Consider the following 18,981-nt stretch of genomic DNA (forward strand, 5'->3'; position numbering starts at 1 on the left):
CGCAGGGAGCGCTCTTGACGGGACGCCCCGGCACGGGAAGACAGTGGAACTGACGGGCAGCCCCCGGAACCACCCCGACCCCGAAGCGCGAAACCTACCCCCCCCGGCAGCGGACCCGCGACCCGGCGCCTTTCGGCCGATCCTCAGCCCACCGACGTCGGCGACCCCGGTGGGGCCGTGAGTTCTATCAGGCGGCAGACCGTTTCTATGTCGATCTTGACCTGGGCGATCGAGGCGCGGCCCGAGAGCCAGGTGATCAGGGCGGAGTGCCAGGTGTGCTCGATTACGCGGACCGCCGAGAGCTGTTCGGCCGTGGGCGGGGCGTCCAGGCCCATCGCGTCCAGGATGATCGCCGTGGTCAGCCGGGAGACCGTGTCCACCTCGGGGCTCACGCTGCGGTCCGCGAAGGTCAGGGCGCGGACCATGGCGTCGGCCAGGTGCGGTTCGCGCTGGAGGGCGCGGAAGGCGCGCATGAGGGTTTCCGCGACCGCTTCCGCCGGGGTGTCGGCGGCGGGAGGGCGCTTGCGCAGCGTCGTGTGCATGTGCTGGAGCTGGTCCTGCATGGTCGCGACCAGGAGGTGCACCTTGGAGGGGAAGTACCGGTACAGCGTGCCCAGCGCGACACCGGCCGCCTCGGCGACCTCCCGCATCTGGACCGCGTCGAACCCGCCCCGGCTGGCCAGCTGGGCGCTGGCGTGCAGGATCCGGCGGCGGCGGGCCTCCTGCCGCTCCGTCAGGGGCGGGGACGCCGACGTGGCGAGGGCCTTGGCTTCCGCTGTCATGTGTCCCGTTCCCTGGCGTTCCGAGATATCCATCCGCACCGCTCCGAGGCTGTTCCGTGGTCAGCATGGCAGGCAGTGCAGCCGTGGCGCGAATCACCTGCTCCGGCTCTTACGGTGTGGTTTCCGGCCGGTAGATTCAATGGTCTTCAACGGATCAAGTCTGAAACTTGTTCTACATTATCCGAGCGGTTACGCTCCGGCGAAAGTGCAGTGAGAAGGGGGCCGGGAGTGACCGCTGAGGCCATGGTGACGAGCCCTTTCAGGGGATCCGCCACTGACGGCGACCGCCCGTTGCGCATCGCACTCCTCACGTACAAGGGGAACCCGTTCTGCGGTGGCCAGGGCGTCTACGTCCGCCACCTCGCGCGGGAACTGGTCCGCCTGGGGCACTCCGTCGAAGTCATCGGCGCGCAGCCCTACCCGGTCCTCGACACCGGCGCCACGCTCACCGAACTGCCCAGCCTCGACCTCTACCGCCACCCCGACCCCTTCCGCACCCCCAAGCGCGGGGAGTACCGGGACTGGATCGACGCGCTGGAGGTCGCGACCATGTGGACGGGCGGCTTCCCCGAGCCGCTGACCTTCTCGCTGCGCGCCCGCCGCCACCTGGCGGCCCGGCGCGGCGAGTTCGACGTCATCCACGACAACCAGACCCTCGGCTACGGCCTCCTGGCCGACCTCGGCGCCCCCCTGGTGACCACCGTCCACCACCCGATCACGGTGGACCGGGGGCTCGACCTCGCCGCCGCCAAGGGCCGCAGGAAGCGCCTCTCGGTGCGCCGTTGGTACGGCTTCACCCGCATGCAGGGCCGGGTCGCCCGCAGGCTGCCCACCGTCCTGACCGTCTCCGGTTCCTCGCAGCAGGAGATCGCCGACCACCTCGGCGTCCGGGGCGACCGGATCCACGTCGTGCACATCGGCGCGGACACCGACGTGTGGTCGCCGGACCCCTCCGTCGCGGAGGTCCCGGGCCGGATCGTCACCACCTCCAGTGCCGACGTACCGCTCAAGGGCCTGGTGCACCTCGTGGAAGCGCTCGCCAAGCTGCGCACGGAGCAGCCCGGGGCGCACCTCGTGGTCGTCGGCAAGCGCGCCGAGCGCGGGCCGGTCGCCAGGGCGATCGAGACGTACGGGCTCCAGGACGCCGTCCGCTTCGTCAAGGGCATCACCGACGCCGAGCTGGTCGACCTGGTGCGCAGCGCCCAGGTCGCCTGCGTGCCCTCCCTCTACGAAGGCTTCTCGCTCCCGGCGGCCGAGGCCATGGCCACCGGCACCCCGCTGGTGGCCACCACCGGCGGGGCGATCCCCGAGGTGACCGGCGCCGACGGCGAGACCTGCCTGGCCGTGCCGCCCGGTGACGCGGGGGCCCTGGCCGCCGCGCTGGGCCGGCTCCTGGAGGATCCCGCCCTGCGCGCCCGGCTGGGCAGCGCCGGGCGCGCGCGGGTGCTGGACCGGTTCACCTGGGCCAGAGCCGCCGAGGGCACCGTGGTGCACTACCGGGCCGCCATCGAACGGGCCGCGCGCGCCGGTCGATGAGGTTCACGAAGGCCATGCACCCCTTGTACCCGCACTCCGTCATGCAGTCCGTCAACTCCCCACACCTCGACCGCGAAGGCAGGTCCGCGTGCTGACCGTCGATTTCTCCAGGTTCCCGCTGGCCGCGGGCGACCGCGTGCTCGATCTGGGCTGCGGCGCGGGCCGGCACGCCTTCGAGTGCTACCGGCGCGGGGCCCACGTGGTCGCCGTGGACCGCAACGGCGAGGAGATCCGCGAGGTCGCCAAGTGGTTCGCCGCCATGAAGGAGGCCGGAGAGGCCCCTGCCGGGGCCACGGCCACCGCCATGGAGGGCGACGCGCTCGCGCTGCCCTTCCCCGACGACTCCTTCGACGTCGTGATCATCTCCGAGGTCATGGAGCACATCCCCGACGACAAGGGCGTGCTCGCCGAGATGGTCCGGGTGCTCAAGCCCGGCGGCCGCATCGCGATCACCGTCCCGCGCTACGGCCCCGAGAAGATCTGCTGGGCGCTCAGCGACGCCTACCACGAGGTCGAGGGCGGCCACATTCGCATCTACAAGGCGGACGAGCTGCTCGGCAAGATGGAGCAGGCCGGTCTCAAGCCGTACGGCACGCACCACGCGCACGGCCTGCACTCGCCGTACTGGTGGCTCAAGTGCGCCTTCGGCGTGGACAACGACAAGGCGCTGCCGGTGAAGGCGTACCACAAGCTCCTGGTCTGGGACATCATGAAGAAGCCGCTCGCGACCAGGCTCGCCGAGCAGGCCCTCAACCCGGTCATCGGCAAGAGCTTCGTGGCCTACGCGACCAAGCCCCACCTGCCCGTCGGCGCGGCCAAGTGACCTCGCCCGGGCGCACCGAGCACCTCGTCCTGGACGGCGTACTGACGGCCGAGCAGGCCGCGCAGACCGTCGCCGGGATCCTCGCCGCGCAGCGCGCGGACGGGGCCATACCGTGGTTCCGCGGGCACCACCTCGACCCGTGGGACCACACCGAGGCCGCGATGGCCCTGGACGTGGCGGGCGAGCACGAGGCCGCGGAGCGGGCGTACGCGTGGCTGGCGGCCCATCAGAACGAGGACGGCTCCTGGTACGCCGCCTACGCCGACCGGCCCGACGGGGTGGCCACCCGGGAGCCGCAGGACGCGAGCAAGGAGTCCAACTTCACCGCGTACATCGCGGTCGGGGTCTGGCACCACTACCTGGCCACCGGCGACGACCCGTTCCTGGACCGGATGTGGCCGGTGGTCTTCGCCGCCGTCGAGTTCGTCCTCGGGCTCCAGCAGCCCGGCGGCCAGATCGGCTGGAAGCGGGAGGCGGACGGGACGGTGGTCCCCGACGGCCTGCTGACCGGCTCCTCCTCCATCTACCAGGCGCTGCGCTGCGCGCTGGCGATCGCCGAGTGCCGTGAGGAGCCGCAGCCCGACTGGGAGGTGGCCGCGGGAGCGCTCGGGCACGCCGTGCGCCGTCACCCGGAGCGGTTCCTCGACAAGAACCACTACTCGATGGACTGGTACTACCCGGTCCTCGGCGGGGCGCTGACCGGAAGCGAGGCGCAGGCGCGGATCGAGAGCCGCTGGGAGGAGTTCGTCGTGCCGGGGCTGGGCGTGCGCTGCGTGCTGCCCAACCCGTGGGTGACGGGCGGCGAGAGCTGTGAACTCGCGCTCGCGCTCTGGGCGATGGGGGAGTCCGACCGGGCGCTGGAGATCCTGCGCTCGATCACCCACCTGCGGGCCGAGAACGGCATGTACTGGACCGGGTACGTCTTCGAGGACGAGAAGGTCTGGCCGGTGGAGCAGACGACCTGGACGGCGGCGTCCCTGCTGCTGGCCGTGGCCGCGCTCGGCGGGGACGAGCCGACCACGGCCGTCTTCGGGGGTCTCACCCTGCCGGACGGGCTCGACCCCGACTGCTGCTAGCTGATCCGCCCGGACGGGTGGATCAGCGGCGGATCAGCGGCGCGAGAGCCAGCCCGCGAGGGCGTGGCCTATGAAGAGGTAGGCGACGGCGGCGATGCCGTAGCCGACGACGACCTGGACCCAGTCACGGTCGAAGGTGAAGAGGTCGTACGACCAGGTCGCCAGCCAGGTGGCGGCGTCGTGGACGAAGTCGACCAGGGCGTTGCCCCGGTTGGCGTCCAGCAGGTAGAGCAGGATCCAAGCGATGATCACGAAGGCCATGACGTCGGCCACGATCGCGACGGCGCGACCGACAGAGCTGCTTCCCCGAGTTCTTGCTCGCATGTGGGCTCCGGTGTGTGTGGGCATGTCATGCGTCTTGCCGCTGCGGTGGGGGCCAAACCCGAACGGGTGCCCCGAGTAGCGCAGTCGGCGGGGCGGGGTGAGGCTGCGGGGGACACCTCATTCCCGGAGGAAACCGTGTCCATACCCAGAACCGCCCGATTCCGCCGTGGCGTCACGGCGCTGATCCTGTCCACCGCCCTGATCGCCGGAGGCGCCACCGCCTGCGGCAGCGGCGGCGACCGGAGCGCCGGCCGTACGGACGCCCAGGTCCGCGGGGCCCCGGCCGCCGCGGAGCAGGTCGCGGCCGACCCGGCCGAGGAGGCGCTGCTGGCCGCCGAGGCCGCACCGTCGCCCAGCCCGTCCACCGAGGCGCAGAAGCAGAAGTTCGCCAAGACGCGCTTCGTCGCCAACGCCGGTCTCGCGGCCGGCGCCGCCTACCAGTGGATCATCAAGCCGTACCGCGCGGGCAAGTTCAAGAAGGGCGCGAGCGGTCGCACCTTCGCCCTGGTGAAGGCCGGCCTCGCGGGCGCCTTCGCCTACAACCGGCTCAAGGCGGCGTCCGAGAACGCCAAGGGCGACCCGCTGCTGTCCAAGGCGATGGGTCCGCTCACCTCGGGCATCGAATCCCTCAAGGGGCTGGGCAGCAAGCTCCGCAAGGGTGACGCGGGCGACGCCGACGTCAGCTCCTTCGAGCAGATGATCAACGGGGTCAAGGACGCCGGCAAGAGCGCGGGCGCCCCGGTCACCGACAAGGTTCCGAGCGCCTCCCAGCTGAGCCGCTGAGCCCAGGGGACCCCGGACGCACGACATGGTGATGACCCGCCGGGCGACCGGCGGGTCATCACCACGTGGTGCGTACGGCATCAGCGCGTCGTGTCGCGGTTGAAGACCGACCGCGCCCACAGGTAGCCGAGCAGGGTCAGCGCCACGCACCAGGCGAGGGCCATGATCCCGTTGTTCCCGATCCCGGTGCCCATCAGCAGCCCGCGCAGGGTCTCGATGACCGGGGTGAAGGGCTGGTACTCGGCGAACCAGCGCAGGCCGGCCGGCATCGAGTCCGCCGGGACGATCGCGCTGCCGAGAAGCGGCAGGAACTGGAGCGGCATCGGCATGTTGCTGGCGGTCTCGGGGGTCTTGGCGACCAGACCCATGGCGGCGGCCAGCCAGGTGAGGCCCAGCACGAGCCCGGTCAGCAGCCCGGCCACGGCCAGCCACTCGACGGGGGTGGCGGAGGGCCGGAAGCCCATGAGCAGGGCTATGCCGGTCACCAGCGCGACGCTGATCAGGGTCTGGATGACCCCGCCCACGACGTGACCGGTCAGGAACGAGGCCCTGGATATCGGCATCGTACGGAAGCGGTTGACGATGCCTTCGGTCATGTCGACGCTGACCCCGACGGCCGTGGCCACGGCCCCGGCGGTCGCGGACATCAGGATGACGCCCGGGGCGATGTAGTCGATGTAGTGCTCCGAGCCGGTGCCGGTGCCGAGGGCGCCGCCGAAGACGTAGTTGAACAGCAGCAGCATCATCACCGGCATGACCGCGACGGAGATGGTCATCGACGGGTAGCGCAGGGCGTGGCGCAGGTTGCGCCGCAGCATCGTCGCCGAGTCGCCGACGGAATGGGCCAGGGTGGTCATCGCGCGTTCTCCCGCTTCGGGCCGGTGAGGGTGAGGAATACGTCATCGAGGTCGGGGGTGTGGACGGACAGCTCCTCGGCGGGGACCGAGGCGTGCTCCAGGATGTCCAGGACGGCTCGCAGCGTGTCCGGGCTGCCGTCGCCGGGGAGGTCCAGGGTGAGCGCCTCGCGGTCGACGGCGAGGCAGGCGAACAGGGCCTCGGCGGCGTCCAGTTCGGGGAGGGTCGCGAACCGCAGGCGGATGTGGCTCCCGGGTATGCGTCGCTTCAGTTCCTCTGCGGTGCCCTCGGCGACCAGCTTCCCGTGGTCCAGGACGGCGATCCGGTCGGCGAGTTGGTCGGCCTCCTCCAGATACTGGGTGGTGAGGAAGATCGTGACGCCCTGTTCGCTGACCAGGTTCCGGATGATCTCCCACATGGTGCGGCGGCTGCGCGGGTCGAGTCCGGTGGTCGGTTCGTCCAGGAAGATCACGCGCGGGTCGCCGACCAGGGTCATCGCGAGGTCGAGCTTGCGCCGCATGCCGCCGGAGAAGGTGGAGACGGGCTTGCGGGCGGCCTCGGTGAGGTCGAAGCGGCTCAGCAGGTCGGCGGTGCGGCGGCGGCCTTCCCGGCGGCCGAGGTGGAGCAGGTCCGCCATCAGGATCAGGTTCTCCTCGGCGGTGAGGAGGTTGTCCACCGCCGAGAACTGGCCGGTGACGCCGATGACGGTGCGGATGGCGGCGGCTGCGCGGGCCAGGTCGTGGCCCCCGACGCGGACCTCGCCCGAGTCGGCCGGGATGAGGGTGGTGAGGATCTGCACGGTGGTGGTCTTGCCCGCGCCGTTGGGTCCGAGCAGGGCGAAGACGGTGCCGGGGGCGACGCGTAGGTCCATGCCGTCCAGGACCTTCTTGTCGCCGTAGGACTTGGTGAGGCCGGTGACGCTGATCGCGGGTGAGGTGACGGCGGTGGACCCGGTCGCTGTCGCGACGGCTGTGGTCATGGGGCGTTCTCTCCTCTGGGTGGTGGGGCCGGGCTGTGCTGGGACTGCTGGGGCTGGTGGCTGCTGCGGCTGGTGGTGGCGTGGGCGGTGGTGGCTCAGGCGCGGTGGACGTCGATGTTCCCGGCCCCGCTGCGGGCGCGGACCTCGACGGTCTCGTCGGTCGCGGCCGGGCCGTCGGTGGTGGTGAGGGTGTTGCGCACGCTGCCGACGCGGGTGTTCACGTCCAGCCAGGCGGCGGTGGAGGGGGCGATGCCGACCGAGATGTTCCCCGCGGCGGTCTGGAGCGCGACCTGGCCGCGGGCCACTTCGCCGACCTCGATGTGGCCGTTGGCGGACTTGGCCTCGACGCCGGCGTGCGCGGTGCCGACGCTGACGGAGCCGTTGGACGTGGTGGCCTTCAGATCGCCCTGGATCTCGCCGACGACGATGTCGCCGTTGGAGTTCTTGACGATCGCGGCGCCGCCGATGCGTTCGGCGTGGATCCGGCCCGAGCCGGACAGTTCGGCGTTGCCGGTGACGGTTTCGACGTGCGTCGTGCCGTGGCCCGTGGAGAGGAGTACGGCGGACGCCTCCTCGATGCGGATGTCGCCGAGGGAGGTCTTGATCCGGGCCTGCCCGAGCGGTCCGGAGCAGAGGAAGTCCGCCATGGGGGAGTCGCCGCGGAGGTCGGATCCGGCGGGCAGGGCGAGGGTGATGTCCAGCGATCCGCTGCGGCCGAACAGGGAGCGCTTGCGCGGGCCCTTGACGAGGAGCCGGCCCGCCGCGTAGCTGACCTTGGTCTGCTGGGCGGCCCGGACGTCCGCCTCCGCGCCCGGGTTGCTCGGCCGGACGTCGACGACGGTGTCGGTGCGGGGGGAGGTGGTGACGCGGAGGGTGCCGAGGTCGAACTCGACGGTGGCGGAGATGGGGTCGGGGGTCTTGAAGGTCTCGGAGATGTCGGCCGTCTCGGAGTGGTGGGAGGTCTGGGCGTTGTGGGAGGTCTGGGGCTGAGACATGGCTGTGCCGTCCTCTTGGCTCGTGGAGCGGAAGGTGTGGGTGGGGCTGTGTGGGTGTGGGGGTGCGGTGTGGGTGGTTAGCGGACCCAGCCCGTGAAGCCCTGGGGGCCGCGGGAGCGGCCCGAGGTGGGGGCCGCGGTGGCGGGGGCGGGGCGGGTGGTCGGCTCCAGGGCCGCCGCGACGGCCCGGACCAGCCAGGCGTTGACCGAGAGGCCCTCTTGGCCGGCGGCGTCCTCGACGCGGTTCTTCAGGTGCGCGGGGAGGCGGAAGTTGATGCGGGCCGTGCCGCCGTCGTCCCCTTCGGGGGGCGGGGTCGTGGGGGCGGGGGGTGCGGCCGGGGGGACGGCTTGGGTGAGGTGCGGGGCGGTGGGGTCGCCGTACGCGAAGGGCTCTGCGGCCGGCGGGGCGGTGACGACGAACTCGGGGTCGAGGCCGCGGAGCCGTACGTCGACCGAGCCGGGGGCGAGGTCCTGGGTCACCTCGCCCATGGCGGCGGACAAGGCGTTCAGGAGGGTCAGTCTGGCCGCCGACTCCAGGGGGGCCGTGAGGCGGTCGGCCAGGGCGCGGGATTCCGGGCCGCCGGCCTCTGCGGCGGATGCCAGTTCGTTTCTGAGGTGGTCGACGTAGGGCGTGAGGTCCATGGCTTAAGAATGGCACATGGGTGGCGCCATTGCCAGTGTTTATGGCGCCAATGTGGTGCCACTTTGGCGGGGCGTGGTGCCATGTGGCTCCGGCGGGGGTTCTGGGTGTGTGCCTCCGGGGTGGGTGGGTGTGTGCCTCGGGGTCAGGTGTTCAGGTCCGCCAGAGTGCGGAGGGTGGGGAGGTCCGGGGCCGTGACGAGGAGGTCGGTCACCGGGCCCTTGCGCCATTCGGTCAGGCGTTCCGCTATGCGGGCGCGGGGGCCTATCAGGGAGATCTCGTCCGCGAAGGCGTCCGGGACGGCCAGGACCGCTTCCTGTTTGCGGCCCGCCAGGAAGAGGGACTGGATGCGGTGGGCCTCCTCCTCGTAACCCATGCGCGCCATCAGGTCCGCGTGGAAGTTGCGGGCCGCGTGGCCCATGCCGCCGATGTAGAAGCCGAGCATGGCCTTGACCGGGAGGAGGCCCTCCGCGACGTCGTCGCAGACGTGGGCGCGGGCCATCGGCGCGATCATGAAGTTCGGGGGGAGGTCCGTCAGGGAGGCCTGGTAGACGTCCCTGCGGGTGGGGGACCAGTACAGGGGGAGCCAGCCGTCCGCGATCCGGGTCGTCTGCGCGATGTTCTTCGGGCCCTCGGCGCCCAGCAGGAGGGGGAGGTCCGCCCGCAGGGGGTGGGTGATGGGGCGCAGCGGCTTGCCGAGGCCCGTGCCGTCGGCGCCGCGGTACGGGTGGCTGTGGAAGCGGCCGTCGAGCGCGACCGGCGCCTCGCGGCGCAGCACCTGGCGGATGACGTCGACGTACTCGCGGGTGGCCGTCAGCGGGCTTGCGGGGAAGGGGCGGCCGTACCAGCCCTCGACCACCTGCGGCCCCGACAGGCCGAGGCCGAGCATCATCCGGCCGCCCGAGAGGTGGTCCAGGGTGAGCGCGTGCATGGCGGTGGCCGTGGGGGTGCGGGCGGCCATCTGCGCGATGGCGGTGCCGAGCCGGATCCGGCTGGTGTGCGCGGCGATCCAGGTCAGCGGGGTGAAGGCGTCCGAACCCCAGGCTTCGGCGGTCCAGACGGAGTCGTAGCCCAGGTTCTCGGCCTCGCGCGCGAGGTCCAGGTGGGCCGGGTTGGGGCCGCGGCCCCAGTAGCCGAGTGCGAGTCCGAGGCGCATGTACGGTCCTCCCGGAGCCAGATCTGACGGGGCGTCAGTAACGTCAGGAGAGAGTAGACCGACGGCCCCCCGCCCGGAAGGGCGGGGGGCCGTCGGCCGTACGGGTGTCCGGGCGCTCAGCCGCGCTGGATGCCCGAGGTGTCGTTCAGCACGCCGCGGCGGCCGTCCTGGGTCTGGGCCACCAGGGTGGACGGACCGCGCTGCTCCACCGCCAGGTACCAGGTACCCGGGGCCAGTTCGGCGATCGGGCTCGGCGAACCGTCCTCGCCGAAGAGCGGGCGGGCCACCGGCACCGCGAACCAGAACGGGGTGAACTCGCCGCCCTGCGCGGGCCCCGCGGCCTGCGGCTGCGCGTCCTGCGGAGCCTGCGGCCCCGGGGCGGGCGCCGGGCCGCCGTGACCGGAGTACGGCGGCGCGGGCTGCGGGGTCGTGCCGTACGGCGCGGGCTGCTGGCCGCCCGGGTAGCCGTACCCGGCGCCCGGCTGCGGCTGGCCGCCGTACGGAGCCGCGGCCTGCGGCTTCGGCTCCGGCACCAGCGGGCCCGCGAGCGCGGGGATCTTCGTACCGGCGATGGCGACACCGGCGAGCGCGAAGGTCGCCAGGAACGCGATCACGGAACCCGCGCCCAGGCCGGCTCCGGGCGGGCTGACGATCAGCGCCCACAGCGCGGACCACGCGGCGGCGACGGCGAGGCCGGTGCCCCAGACCTCCAGGCCCTGCCCGGCGACCTTGCGGCCCGACGGCAGCAGCCGGGTGGTGATGATCAGCGCGGCGGCGGCGATGCCGGTCAGGAAGATCGACGGGAGGACGATGTTCAGCCGTTCCGTGTCCCACGCGTTCGGGATGCGGGCCTCGCAGGCCGCGAGCCCGGAACAGTCGACGGAGTAGAAGTTGAGGAACGAGGCGATGAACAGCAGCACCGCTGCTCCGATCACCACGCCGTCGCCTCGAGTGAGGGAGCGGATGTTCACTTGGATGTGTGTCCTTCTCGGTCTCGGTCGTCTCGTCGTCTCGTGGTGCCGACGGTGCCGCGGTCCGCGGTCCGCGTGCGGACGCGGGTGCGGGGCGGGCGGGCACCATCGTACGGACGTTTCGCGCGTCCGAGAGGTCAGGGGCCGTACCCGGGCCCCTCCTCTACCCGACCGTTACCCGCCCAGGAAGCCGACGATGCCGTTGGCGATGCCCTGAGCCGCCTTCTCCCGCCACTCCGGACTGGTCAGCAGCGCCGCGTCCTTGGCGTCGCGCATGTTGCCGCATTCGATGAACACCTTGGGGCGGGTGGAGAGGTTGAGGCCGCCGAGGTCGTCGCGGACGACCAGGCCCGTACCGCCGCCCACGTAGTTGGAGGGGGCGGAGCCGGTCGTCCGGGTGAAGTTCCCGGCGATCCGCTCGCCCAGCTCCTTCGACGGACCCACGATCTTCGCGGTGTCCGCGGCGCCGCCCTTGACCTTCGCCGGGAGGATCACGTGGAAGCCGCGGTTGCCGGAGGAGACGCCGTCGGCGTGGACCGAGACCACCGCGTCCGCGTTCGCCGCGTTGCCGATCCGGGCCCGCTCGTCGATGCACGGGCCGAACGGCCGGTCGGCCTGGTGGGTGAACACCACCTTGATGCCCTGGGCTTGCAGGATCGCGCTCAGCCGCCGCGAGACGTCGAGGCTGAAGTCGGCTTCCAGGTACCCGGCGTTGGTCGTCGTGCCGGTGGTGTCGCACTCCTTGCGGGTGGTGCCGATGTCGACCTGCTTGTCGATCTCGCCCGTGTGCTTGAAGTTGCCCGCGTTGTGCCCGGGGTCGATGACCACGACCCGTCCGGCGACCGGCCCCTTGCCGGGAGCCGCCGGGGACCCGCTCGCGGAAGCGGACGTCGAAGCGGAAGCGGACGCAGAAGGGGAGGCGCCGGCCGGGGCGGAGGCGCTGCCCTGGGCGCGCGCCTGGGAGGACGGCGGGGCGGCCGGCGGACGCGCCGCGGCCGGGGGCCGGCCGTCGTCGGCGCCCGCCCCGGTCGTCACCTCCACCAGCACCCACCCGGCGAGGCAGATCGGTGCGAGGGCGGCGACCGCCACGGCCAGCGTGGAACGGCGCGTGAACCACGGCCGGTCGGGGCTGACCGAAGAAGCGGACTCGGGCTGCGGGGCACTGTCGTCGTACGGCACGTCGGCGATGCTAGACCCCGGGCCCGCCCCGCGTCCGGACCCTGACCCGTCCGAGGGCCGGGCGCACGCCCGGATGGAGTCCCCGCGCCCCCCGTCCGCGCAGGTCAGATGCCGGTGCCGGTGCGGCGCAGCACGCGCAGGGAGTCCGTCACCGAGACCTCCTCGAAGGCCCCGGAGGCCAGCGCCCGCAGGTAGATCCGGTACGGCGCCTGCCCGCCGTCCGCCGGGTCCGGGAAGACGTCGTGGATGACCAGGGTCCCGCCGGGCGCGAGGTGCGGGGCCCAGCCCTCGTAGTCCCCGGTGGCGTGCTCGTCGGTGTGCCCGCCGTCGATGAAGACCAGGCCCAGCGGGCCGCCCCAGGCCGCCGCGACCTTCGGCGACCGCCCGACGACCGCGATCACGTGCTCCTCCAGGCCCGCCTTGTGCAGGGTCCGGCGGAAGGTGGGCAGGGTGTCCATGAGCCCGACCTCCGGGTCCACGACCGTCGGGTCGTGGTACTCCCAGCCCGGCTGCTGCTCCTCGCTGCCCCGGTGGTGGTCCACGGTGATCGCGCACAGCCCGGCCTCGCGGGCCGCGTCGGCGAGCAGGATCGTGGAACGCCCGCAGTACGTGCCCACCTCCAGCAGCGGCAGCCCGAGCGCGGCGGCCGCCGTGGCCGCCTCGTGGAGCGCGAGCCCTTCCCGTACGGGCATGAACCCCTTGGCCGCCTCGAAGGCGGCGAGGGTCTCCGGCTTGGGGCTGGCCATGGTGTTCCTCCAGGTGGTGCTGCGCGTGCGGGGCCGCGGGGCGGGTGGCGGCCCATGCTGCCCTACCGCCCGGTAGGACGCCACGGCCGGGTCCCGCGCGCGGCCTCGCGGAGGCCGGGCCGGTCGCACTCGAACCACACCGTCTTGCCGGACGCGCCCACCTCGGCGCCCCAGCGGTCCGTGACCGCCTCGACCAGCAGCAGCCCCCGCCCGCCGTCGGCCAGCGGGTCCGGGCCGGGATCCGGACGCGGGGGAGAAGGGGAGCCGTCCGCCACTTCCACCCGCAGCCCCTGCGGCCGCAGCAGGATCACCACCGCGCAGCCGCGCCCCGGCACGTGCCGGACGACGTTCGCGACCAGCTCGGTCAGCGCCAGCTCGGCCGCCTCGGACAGCGACGCCAGCTCCCAGCGGCCCAGCAGCATCCGCAGGATCCGCCGCATGTGCCGGACGGAGTGCTCACCCACGGTGAAGCCCATCCGGTAGGTCCCGTCAACTTCGGCGGCGGAGAAGTCAGTTACGTGATTCACGGCACCAGAGTGGAGCGAACTGACTACGCTCGGCTACGGACCGAAACGAACGCCTCGCGGCGTGTACTTGGGGGTGACCGCTCATGGTCAACATCCGCGATCTGGATCCCAGCGCCTCTCCGCTGGACTACTACGGCGCCGAGCTGCGCCGCGTACGGCAGGAAGCCGGACTGAAACAGCAGGCGCTCGGCAGCATCATCTTCTGCACGGGCTCCCTCATCGGGCAGATCGAAACGGCGCACAAGGTCCCGACCAGGGACTTCTCGGAGCGGGTGGACGCGGCGCTGGGCACGGACGGGATGTTCTCCCGGCTGGTGGGGCTGGTGCTGCGGAGCCAACTCCCGGTGTGGTTCCAGGCCTTCGCCGAGATGGAGGCGAGGGCCGCGTTCATCTCGTCGTTCCAGGCGCAGGTGGTCTACGGGCTGCTGCAGACACCCGAGTACGCGCGGGCCGTGCTGGGCGTGCGGACCGCCAAGGGACTCGACGCGAAGGTCGAAGCGCGGATGGACCGGCAGCGGCTCCTCCAGCGCGAGAACCCGCCACCGATGTGGGTGGTGATGAGCGAGGCCGTGCTGCACCAGGAGATCGGCGGCCGGGAGGTCATGCGGAAGCAACTCGGCCACTTGTTGGCGTTGGAGGAGCGGGAGTGGGTGAAAGTGCAGATCCTCCCCTTCGAGGCTGGCGCCCATGCCGGGTTGTTGGGTGAGTTCACTCTTCTGCGGTTCGACGATGACCCGGACATCGTCTACACGGAAGACTTCGTACAGGGGCACATGACGGCCAATCCACAAGCCCTCAGGGAGGGTTCGCTCCGTTACGATCACTTGCAGGCCGCCGCCCTCTCCGTGGAGGAATCGGCGGCGCGGATCGCCCGTGTAATGGAGGAACGCTATGGACACCATCCAGAACCTGTCGGGCGCGCGATGGCGTAAGTCCTCGTTCAGCGGCGACACCGGAGGCAACTGCGTCGAGTGCGCACCCCTTGGCGGAGCTGATTGGCAGAAGTCCTCGTACAGCGGCGACACCGGTGGCGACTGCGTCGAGGTCGCCGCGCAGCCCCACCGGATCGCCGTGCGGGACTCCAAGAACCCCGAGCTGCCCGCCTTCACCGTGAGCCCCGCCGCCTTCGCGGAGTTCGTGCGCGGTCTCTGACCGCGCGGCCGGAGCGGCCCTAGCCGTGACGAGGAGTCGCGGCCGGGGCCGTGGACGGCGCCGTCAGCTGGGCGATCAGGGCCGCGAGGAGCAGGCAGCCGACCGCCCACCAGGGCATGATGCGCAGGCTGTTGACCAGCGCCGTGCCGATCCCCACGCCCACGACCTGCGCCGTGATGGCCACGGCCGAGGCCGCGCCCGCGTGCTGCGGAAGGACAGTGGCCGTCGCGGTGGCCAGGACCGGCACGAAGGCCAGCCCGATGCCCAGGCCCGCGAGGGCCATGAAGGGGAGCAGGGCCGGGTATCCGCCACCGCCCTCGATCAGGAAGACGGGCATCGCCACGCCGAGCGAGGTGACCAGCAGGCCCGTCACGACGAGGACCCGCGGTGCTATGTCGCGGCTCAGCAGGCGGGGCGCGACCAGCGTGGAGCCGAGGACGAGGCCAGCCAGCACGGGCAGCATGGCCAGAGCGGTGGCAGCCGTGGAGTAGCCGATGGTCTGCCGCAGCAGCCCGGCCAGGGACGGCAGGGCGGCCCCGCTGAGGAGCATCGCGAGGAAGCCGACGAGCCGGCCCCGGTCCGCAAGGACGTACGGCGGCAGGAGCGGGGCCGAGGCGCCGCGCTGCCACCCCAGGAAGGCCAGGAAAAGGACGACGCCCCCGGCGAGCGGCCCGAAGACCACGGGATCGCCCCAGATCTCGGCGGGCTCGCTCCAGCTCTGCGACACCCCCAGGGAGCCGACGACGACGCCGCCGATACCGAGGGCGCCGAGCAGGACGCCCGGCAGGTCGAAGCGGCCGGGGCGCTCCGGGCGGTCGTGCGGCAGGACGCGGGTGCCGGCCAGGGCGATCAGGGCGAGGAGCGTGACGATCCCCAGGATCGGTCCCCAGTTCGTCCACCCGATCAGGAGCAGACCGAGCACCGGCCCGGCGACGCCGACCGTGGCGTAGATCCCCAACGCCCTGGCCCGTTCTCTCGCGTCGGGGAAACCGGTGCCGAGCAGGGTCAGCGCCGCCGCGGTCACCAGGGCGCCGGAAGCGCCCTGGACGAAGCGGGCCAGGAGCAGCGGCTCGGGGGCGAAGGAGCCGACCGCGCTGCCGAGGGCGGAGGCCGCCGCGAACCCGGCCAGGCCCGTGATGAGGGTCCGTTTTCCGCCGAAGCGGTCGACGACGTGGCCGCCGAGGAGCAGCAGCGCCGCGAAGGGGACCGCGCAGAAGAGGACGAAGTCCGGAGCGACCAACCCCGCGCGGAAGGACTCCGCGTCTCCCACCCCGAGCAGCACCGCCAGCTGGGCCAGGGCGAGTACGGCCAGCTGCCGGCCGCGGCGGGGCGAGGGCGCTGGGGCGGGGTCCGCGGTGGTGGGAGTGGGGGTCTCGGCGCGCGCGGGAGCGGCAGGGGGAGCGGCGGCCGGGGCGGGAGCGGGCGGCTGCGGCCGGGCCGCCGGGACGTAGTCCAGCAGCTGGGCCGCGTGCCGTCCCAGTTGGGCCAGCACCTCGCCGGGCAGCCAGACGCCGGGTCCGTCCCCGGCGGTGCGCTCGGCGACCTGGGCCGGGGTGGGCCGTAGGGCGGGGTCCTTCTCCAGGCAGGCGCGCACCAGATCGAGGAGCGATTCCGGTACGCCCGTGAGGTCGGGCTCCTCCTCGGCGATCCGGAAGAGGTGCGCGTTCAGGCCGGTGCCGGTGGCGCCGAAGAGGAGGCGTCCGGTGGCGGCGTAGACGAGGACGGCGCCGAGGCAGAAGACGTCGCTGGCCGGGGTGAGGGACAGACCGCGGACCTGTTCCGGCGACATGAAGCCGGGCGAGCCGATGAGCATGCCGGTGCGGGTGTGCAGGCTGTCGCCGCTCAGGCTGTCCATGGCGCGGGCGATGCCGAAGTCGATGACGCGGGGGCCGTCGACGGTCACCAGGACGTTGGACGGCTTGAGGTCGCGGTGGATCAGCCCCGCGGCGTGCACGGCCTCCAGCGCGAGGGACAGCCGGTTGGCGAGCACGCGGACGGACTGCTCGGGCAGCGGGCCGAAGTCCCGGGCGACGACCCGGGTCAGGTCGGGCCCGGCGATGTACTGCGTGGCCACCCACGGCACCGTCACGTCGGCGTCCGTGTCGGCGTCCAGGACGTCCGCGGTCCAGCTGCCGCCCACCCGGCGGGCCGCCGCCACCTCGCGGGCGAAGCGCCTGCGGAATTCGGGGTGGGCGGCGTACTCGGCCTGCACGACCTTGACGGCGACCGTGCGGCCGACGTCGGAGCGGCCGAGGTAGACCAGGCCCATGCCGCCGGCGCCCAGGCGGGCGATCAGGCGGTAGGGGCCGATGTGCGTCGGGTCTTCGGGGGTGAGCGAGTCCACGCCAGGAATCTAGCGGAGGCCGTCGGCGGGCAGCGGCCTTGTCTTCGTCCTGCATTCAAATCCCCCTATTCTGTGGCGGGTTCGACCGGCATGACCACAAGGACCAGCGGGGGACGGGCAGCATGAGCAGCGGTGCGCGCAGTGACGACGACAACGTCGAGGGGGGCATAAAGCCGCTCGCGGCCGGGGACCCGAGCCGGATCGGGCCGTACCTGCTGCTCGGGCGGCTGGGGGCCGGGGGCATGGGGCGGGTGTTCCTGGCCCGGTCCGAGGGCGGGCGGACGGTCGCGGTGAAGGTGGTGCACGAGGAACTGGTGTCGGACGCGCAGTTCCGGGCCCGCTTCCGGCGCGAGATCGACGCCGCGCGAAAGGTCGGCGAGCGGTACACGGCGCCCGTGCTCGACGCGGACCCCGACGCCGACCTGCCGTGGGTGGCCACGGGGTACGTGCCCGGGCTCTCGCTGGAGCAGATCGTGCGCCGCTTCGGCCCGCTGCCGGTGGACTCCGTACACGCCCTGGCCGACGGGCTGCTGCGCGCGCTCCAGGACATCCACGCCGCCGGGATCGTGCACCGCGACCTCAAGCCGTCGAACGTGATGCTGACCGTCGAGGGCGCCCGCGTCATCGACTTCGGCATCTCGCGCGCGCTGGAGACCTCCGTCGAGTCGCTCCTCACCAGCACCGGCATGGCCGTCGGCTCGCCCGGTTTCATGTCGCCCGAGCAGGTCCGCGGGCAGCGCGCCGGGGCGAAGAGCGACGTGTTCACCCTCGGCTGCGTGCTGATGTACGCGGCCACGGGCGCGCTGCCCTTCGGGCACGGCGCGAGCAACCAGCACGCGGTGATGTTCCAGATCGTGGAGGGCGAGCCGGACCTGGAGAAGGTCGGGGACGAGGCGCTGCGCGCGTTCATCGCCCGCTGCCTGGTCAAGGACATCGGGGAACGGCCCGGGGTGGACGCCCTGCTGGCGGACCCCGAGCGGGTCCGGCCGACCGAGCTCGGCGGGGCGTGGCTGCCGCCCAAGGTGGTGGCGCGGCTGGCCGGCCAGGCGGCGCGGCTGCTCGACGCCGAGGCGGAGCCCCGGCGCGAGGGCGCGGCGCCGGAGGCCGCGGCTCTCGTCGACCGGGCGACGCTGGACCTGGGGGCGAAGGGCGGGGCCGGGGGCGCGGCGGGTGCGGCCGGTGATCCGGGGGCCGGACCGCTGGTCGCGCCGGTGGCCGGGGGCGCCACCGCCGCGGGGGAGCGGCGCGGGAAGCGCCGGTGGACGGTCGCGGTGCCGGCGGTGCTGGTGTTCACGGTCGGCGGCGGGACGGTGGCGCTGATCCAGCCCTTCGGCAGTGGCGGCGGGGACGCCGCGAAGGCCTCGCCCCCGGCCGCGAGCGCTCCGGTGACGTCCGGCGGCGCGGTGGGCGCGCCTCCGGCGGCGCAGGGCTCGCCGAGCCCGGGTGCGTCCGGTTCGCCGAGTCCTTCCGTGCCGGGGCAGGCCCAGGGCGGCGGGGCCGCGGCGGCGGGCGGCGCGGGTGGTGCGGCCGCGCCGGGCGGCGCGGGGGCGGGGACGCCGGGCGGCGGCTCGGGCATCCCGGGCGGGGCCGGCGGTACGGGGAGCGATCCGGCCAAGGGCTCCGGGGCGGCCGCCGGCGCGGGCGGGGCGGGCGGCGGGGTCCCGGGCGGCTCGGGCGCGACCCCTGGCGGCTCCGGCGCGCCGAGCGGCGGGGGTTCCGCCGGTGACGCGGTCCCCTCGTACTTCGCGGGCTCATGGAACTACGCGGGGCAGTTCAACATCGGCCAGCCGGAGACGGTGGTCATCGCGCGCTCCGGGGCGGTCCGGCTGATCAGCGACGCGAGCATGGGCCACTGCGAGTACATCGCCAAGGTGGTCTCGGTGGGCTCCGGCGGGGCCCGGATCAACGTCGGCACGGCGGCGGTGGACAAGAGCAAGTCCACCGGCAGCTTCTGCCAGCCCCTGGACCCGTCGTTCTTCACCCGCAGCGATCCGTCCGGGATCCAGCACAACGTGGGCCCCTCACACGGTGAGGGGTACTACTACCAGCGCTCCTGATCCGGCGGACCCGGGTGGCCGTCCGGGTGGCCGTCGCGGAGGAAGAACACGTTTCAC

The 18,981-nt window shown here is 72.9% G+C and carries 19 protein-coding genes; 7 read left to right on the top strand and 12 right to left on the bottom strand.

What is annotated here, in order from left to right:
* Positions 1-143 precede the first annotated feature (143 nt).
* Positions 144-782, bottom strand: coding sequence for a TetR family transcriptional regulator (locus ABZY31_RS17610; protein ID WP_356411016.1), 639 nt, complete (start codon positions 780-782; stop codon positions 144-146).
* A gap of 228 nt (positions 783-1,010) precedes the next feature.
* Between ABZY31_RS17610 and ABZY31_RS17615 the strand changes: the two genes are divergently transcribed.
* The 3 genes from ABZY31_RS17615 to ABZY31_RS17625 all read left to right on the top strand — a co-directional run bounded on the left by ABZY31_RS17615 (position 1,011) and on the right by ABZY31_RS17625 (position 4,217).
* Positions 1,011-2,318 (top strand): glycosyltransferase family 4 protein, encoded by a 1,308-nt coding sequence (locus tag ABZY31_RS17615; protein WP_356411018.1) that lies wholly within the window; start codon positions 1,011-1,013, stop codon positions 2,316-2,318.
* Between the two features lie 88 nt (positions 2,319-2,406).
* Positions 2,407-3,141, top strand: a complete 735-nt coding sequence (locus ABZY31_RS17620) for a class I SAM-dependent methyltransferase (RefSeq protein WP_330330181.1) — start codon at positions 2,407-2,409, stop codon at positions 3,139-3,141.
* Positions 3,138-4,217, top strand: a complete 1,080-nt coding sequence (locus tag ABZY31_RS17625) for a prenyltransferase (protein WP_356411020.1) — start codon at positions 3,138-3,140, stop codon at positions 4,215-4,217. The genes ABZY31_RS17620 and ABZY31_RS17625 overlap by 4 nt, the downstream gene beginning before the upstream one ends.
* Before the next feature lie 33 nt (positions 4,218-4,250).
* On the opposite strand, the gene ABZY31_RS17630 is transcribed toward ABZY31_RS17625, so the two are convergent.
* Positions 4,251-4,541 carry a hypothetical protein gene (locus tag ABZY31_RS17630; protein ID WP_356411022.1) on the bottom strand — a complete coding sequence of 97 codons (291 nt, stop codon included), beginning with the start codon at positions 4,539-4,541 and terminating at the stop codon, positions 4,251-4,253.
* Between the two features lie 141 nt (positions 4,542-4,682).
* Between ABZY31_RS17630 and ABZY31_RS17635 the strand changes: the two genes are divergently transcribed.
* Entirely contained in the window at positions 4,683-5,324 is a 642-nt protein-coding gene (locus ABZY31_RS17635; protein WP_356411250.1) for a hypothetical protein, read from the top strand.
* Positions 5,325-5,404: 80 nt separating this feature from the next.
* Here ABZY31_RS17635 and ABZY31_RS17640 read toward each other — a convergent pair whose 3' ends face one another.
* From ABZY31_RS17640 to ABZY31_RS17680, 9 genes are all read right to left on the bottom strand, one after another.
* Positions 5,405-6,181: an ABC transporter permease gene (locus ABZY31_RS17640; RefSeq protein ID WP_356411025.1), complete on the bottom strand. Its 777-nt coding sequence runs from the start codon at positions 6,179-6,181 to the stop codon at positions 5,405-5,407.
* Entirely contained in the window at positions 6,178-7,158 is a 981-nt protein-coding gene (locus ABZY31_RS17645) for an ATP-binding cassette domain-containing protein (RefSeq protein ID WP_356411028.1), read from the bottom strand. Before ABZY31_RS17645 ends, ABZY31_RS17640 begins: the two co-directional genes overlap by 4 nt.
* Positions 7,159-7,253: 95 nt before the next feature.
* Positions 7,254-8,153, bottom strand: a complete 900-nt coding sequence (locus tag ABZY31_RS17650) for a DUF4097 family beta strand repeat-containing protein (protein WP_356411031.1) — start codon at positions 8,151-8,153, stop codon at positions 7,254-7,256.
* A gap of 77 nt (positions 8,154-8,230) precedes the next feature.
* Positions 8,231-8,794, bottom strand: a complete 564-nt coding sequence (locus tag ABZY31_RS17655) for a hypothetical protein (protein ID WP_356411033.1) — start codon at positions 8,792-8,794, stop codon at positions 8,231-8,233.
* Positions 8,795-8,937: 143 nt separating this feature from the next.
* A complete protein-coding gene (locus ABZY31_RS17660; protein ID WP_356411036.1) occupies positions 8,938-9,948 on the bottom strand; it encodes an LLM class F420-dependent oxidoreductase in 1,011 nt (336 codons plus the stop codon).
* A 116-nt stretch (positions 9,949-10,064) separates the two neighbouring features.
* A complete protein-coding gene (locus tag ABZY31_RS17665) occupies positions 10,065-10,919 on the bottom strand; it encodes a hypothetical protein (RefSeq protein WP_356411039.1) in 855 nt (284 codons plus the stop codon).
* A gap of 174 nt (positions 10,920-11,093) precedes the next feature.
* Complete coding sequence (locus tag ABZY31_RS17670; RefSeq protein WP_356411042.1) at positions 11,094-12,098, bottom strand: N-acetylmuramoyl-L-alanine amidase; 1,005 nt, start codon at positions 12,096-12,098, stop codon at positions 11,094-11,096.
* Between the two features lie 104 nt (positions 12,099-12,202).
* Complete coding sequence (locus ABZY31_RS17675; protein ID WP_356411045.1) at positions 12,203-12,844, bottom strand: class I SAM-dependent methyltransferase; 642 nt, start codon at positions 12,842-12,844, stop codon at positions 12,203-12,205.
* Positions 12,845-12,906: 62 nt separating this feature from the next.
* Entirely contained in the window at positions 12,907-13,320 is a 414-nt protein-coding gene (locus tag ABZY31_RS17680; RefSeq protein WP_356411253.1) for an ATP-binding protein, read from the bottom strand.
* 134 nt (positions 13,321-13,454) lie between these two features.
* Here ABZY31_RS17680 and ABZY31_RS17685 point away from each other — a divergent pair, with 134 nt between their 5' ends.
* Complete coding sequence (locus ABZY31_RS17685) at positions 13,455-14,303, top strand: helix-turn-helix transcriptional regulator (protein WP_356411048.1); 849 nt, start codon at positions 13,455-13,457, stop codon at positions 14,301-14,303.
* Complete coding sequence (locus ABZY31_RS17690; RefSeq protein ID WP_356411051.1) at positions 14,263-14,523, top strand: DUF397 domain-containing protein; 261 nt, start codon at positions 14,263-14,265, stop codon at positions 14,521-14,523. The genes ABZY31_RS17685 and ABZY31_RS17690 overlap by 41 nt, the downstream gene beginning before the upstream one ends.
* A gap of 19 nt (positions 14,524-14,542) precedes the next feature.
* Here ABZY31_RS17690 and ABZY31_RS17695 read toward each other — a convergent pair whose 3' ends face one another.
* A complete protein-coding gene (locus ABZY31_RS17695) occupies positions 14,543-16,867 on the bottom strand; it encodes a bifunctional serine/threonine protein kinase/MFS transporter (protein ID WP_356411054.1) in 2,325 nt (774 codons plus the stop codon).
* Between the two features lie 122 nt (positions 16,868-16,989).
* Here ABZY31_RS17695 and ABZY31_RS17700 point away from each other — a divergent pair, with 122 nt between their 5' ends.
* Complete coding sequence (locus ABZY31_RS17700) at positions 16,990-18,924, top strand: serine/threonine-protein kinase (protein WP_356411056.1); 1,935 nt, start codon at positions 16,990-16,992, stop codon at positions 18,922-18,924.
* Positions 18,925-18,981 lie beyond the last annotated feature (57 nt).

The sequence above is a fragment of the Streptomyces sp. NPDC006529 genome, from assembly GCF_040611795.1.
Lineage (GTDB): Bacteria > Actinomycetota > Actinomycetes > Streptomycetales > Streptomycetaceae > Streptomyces.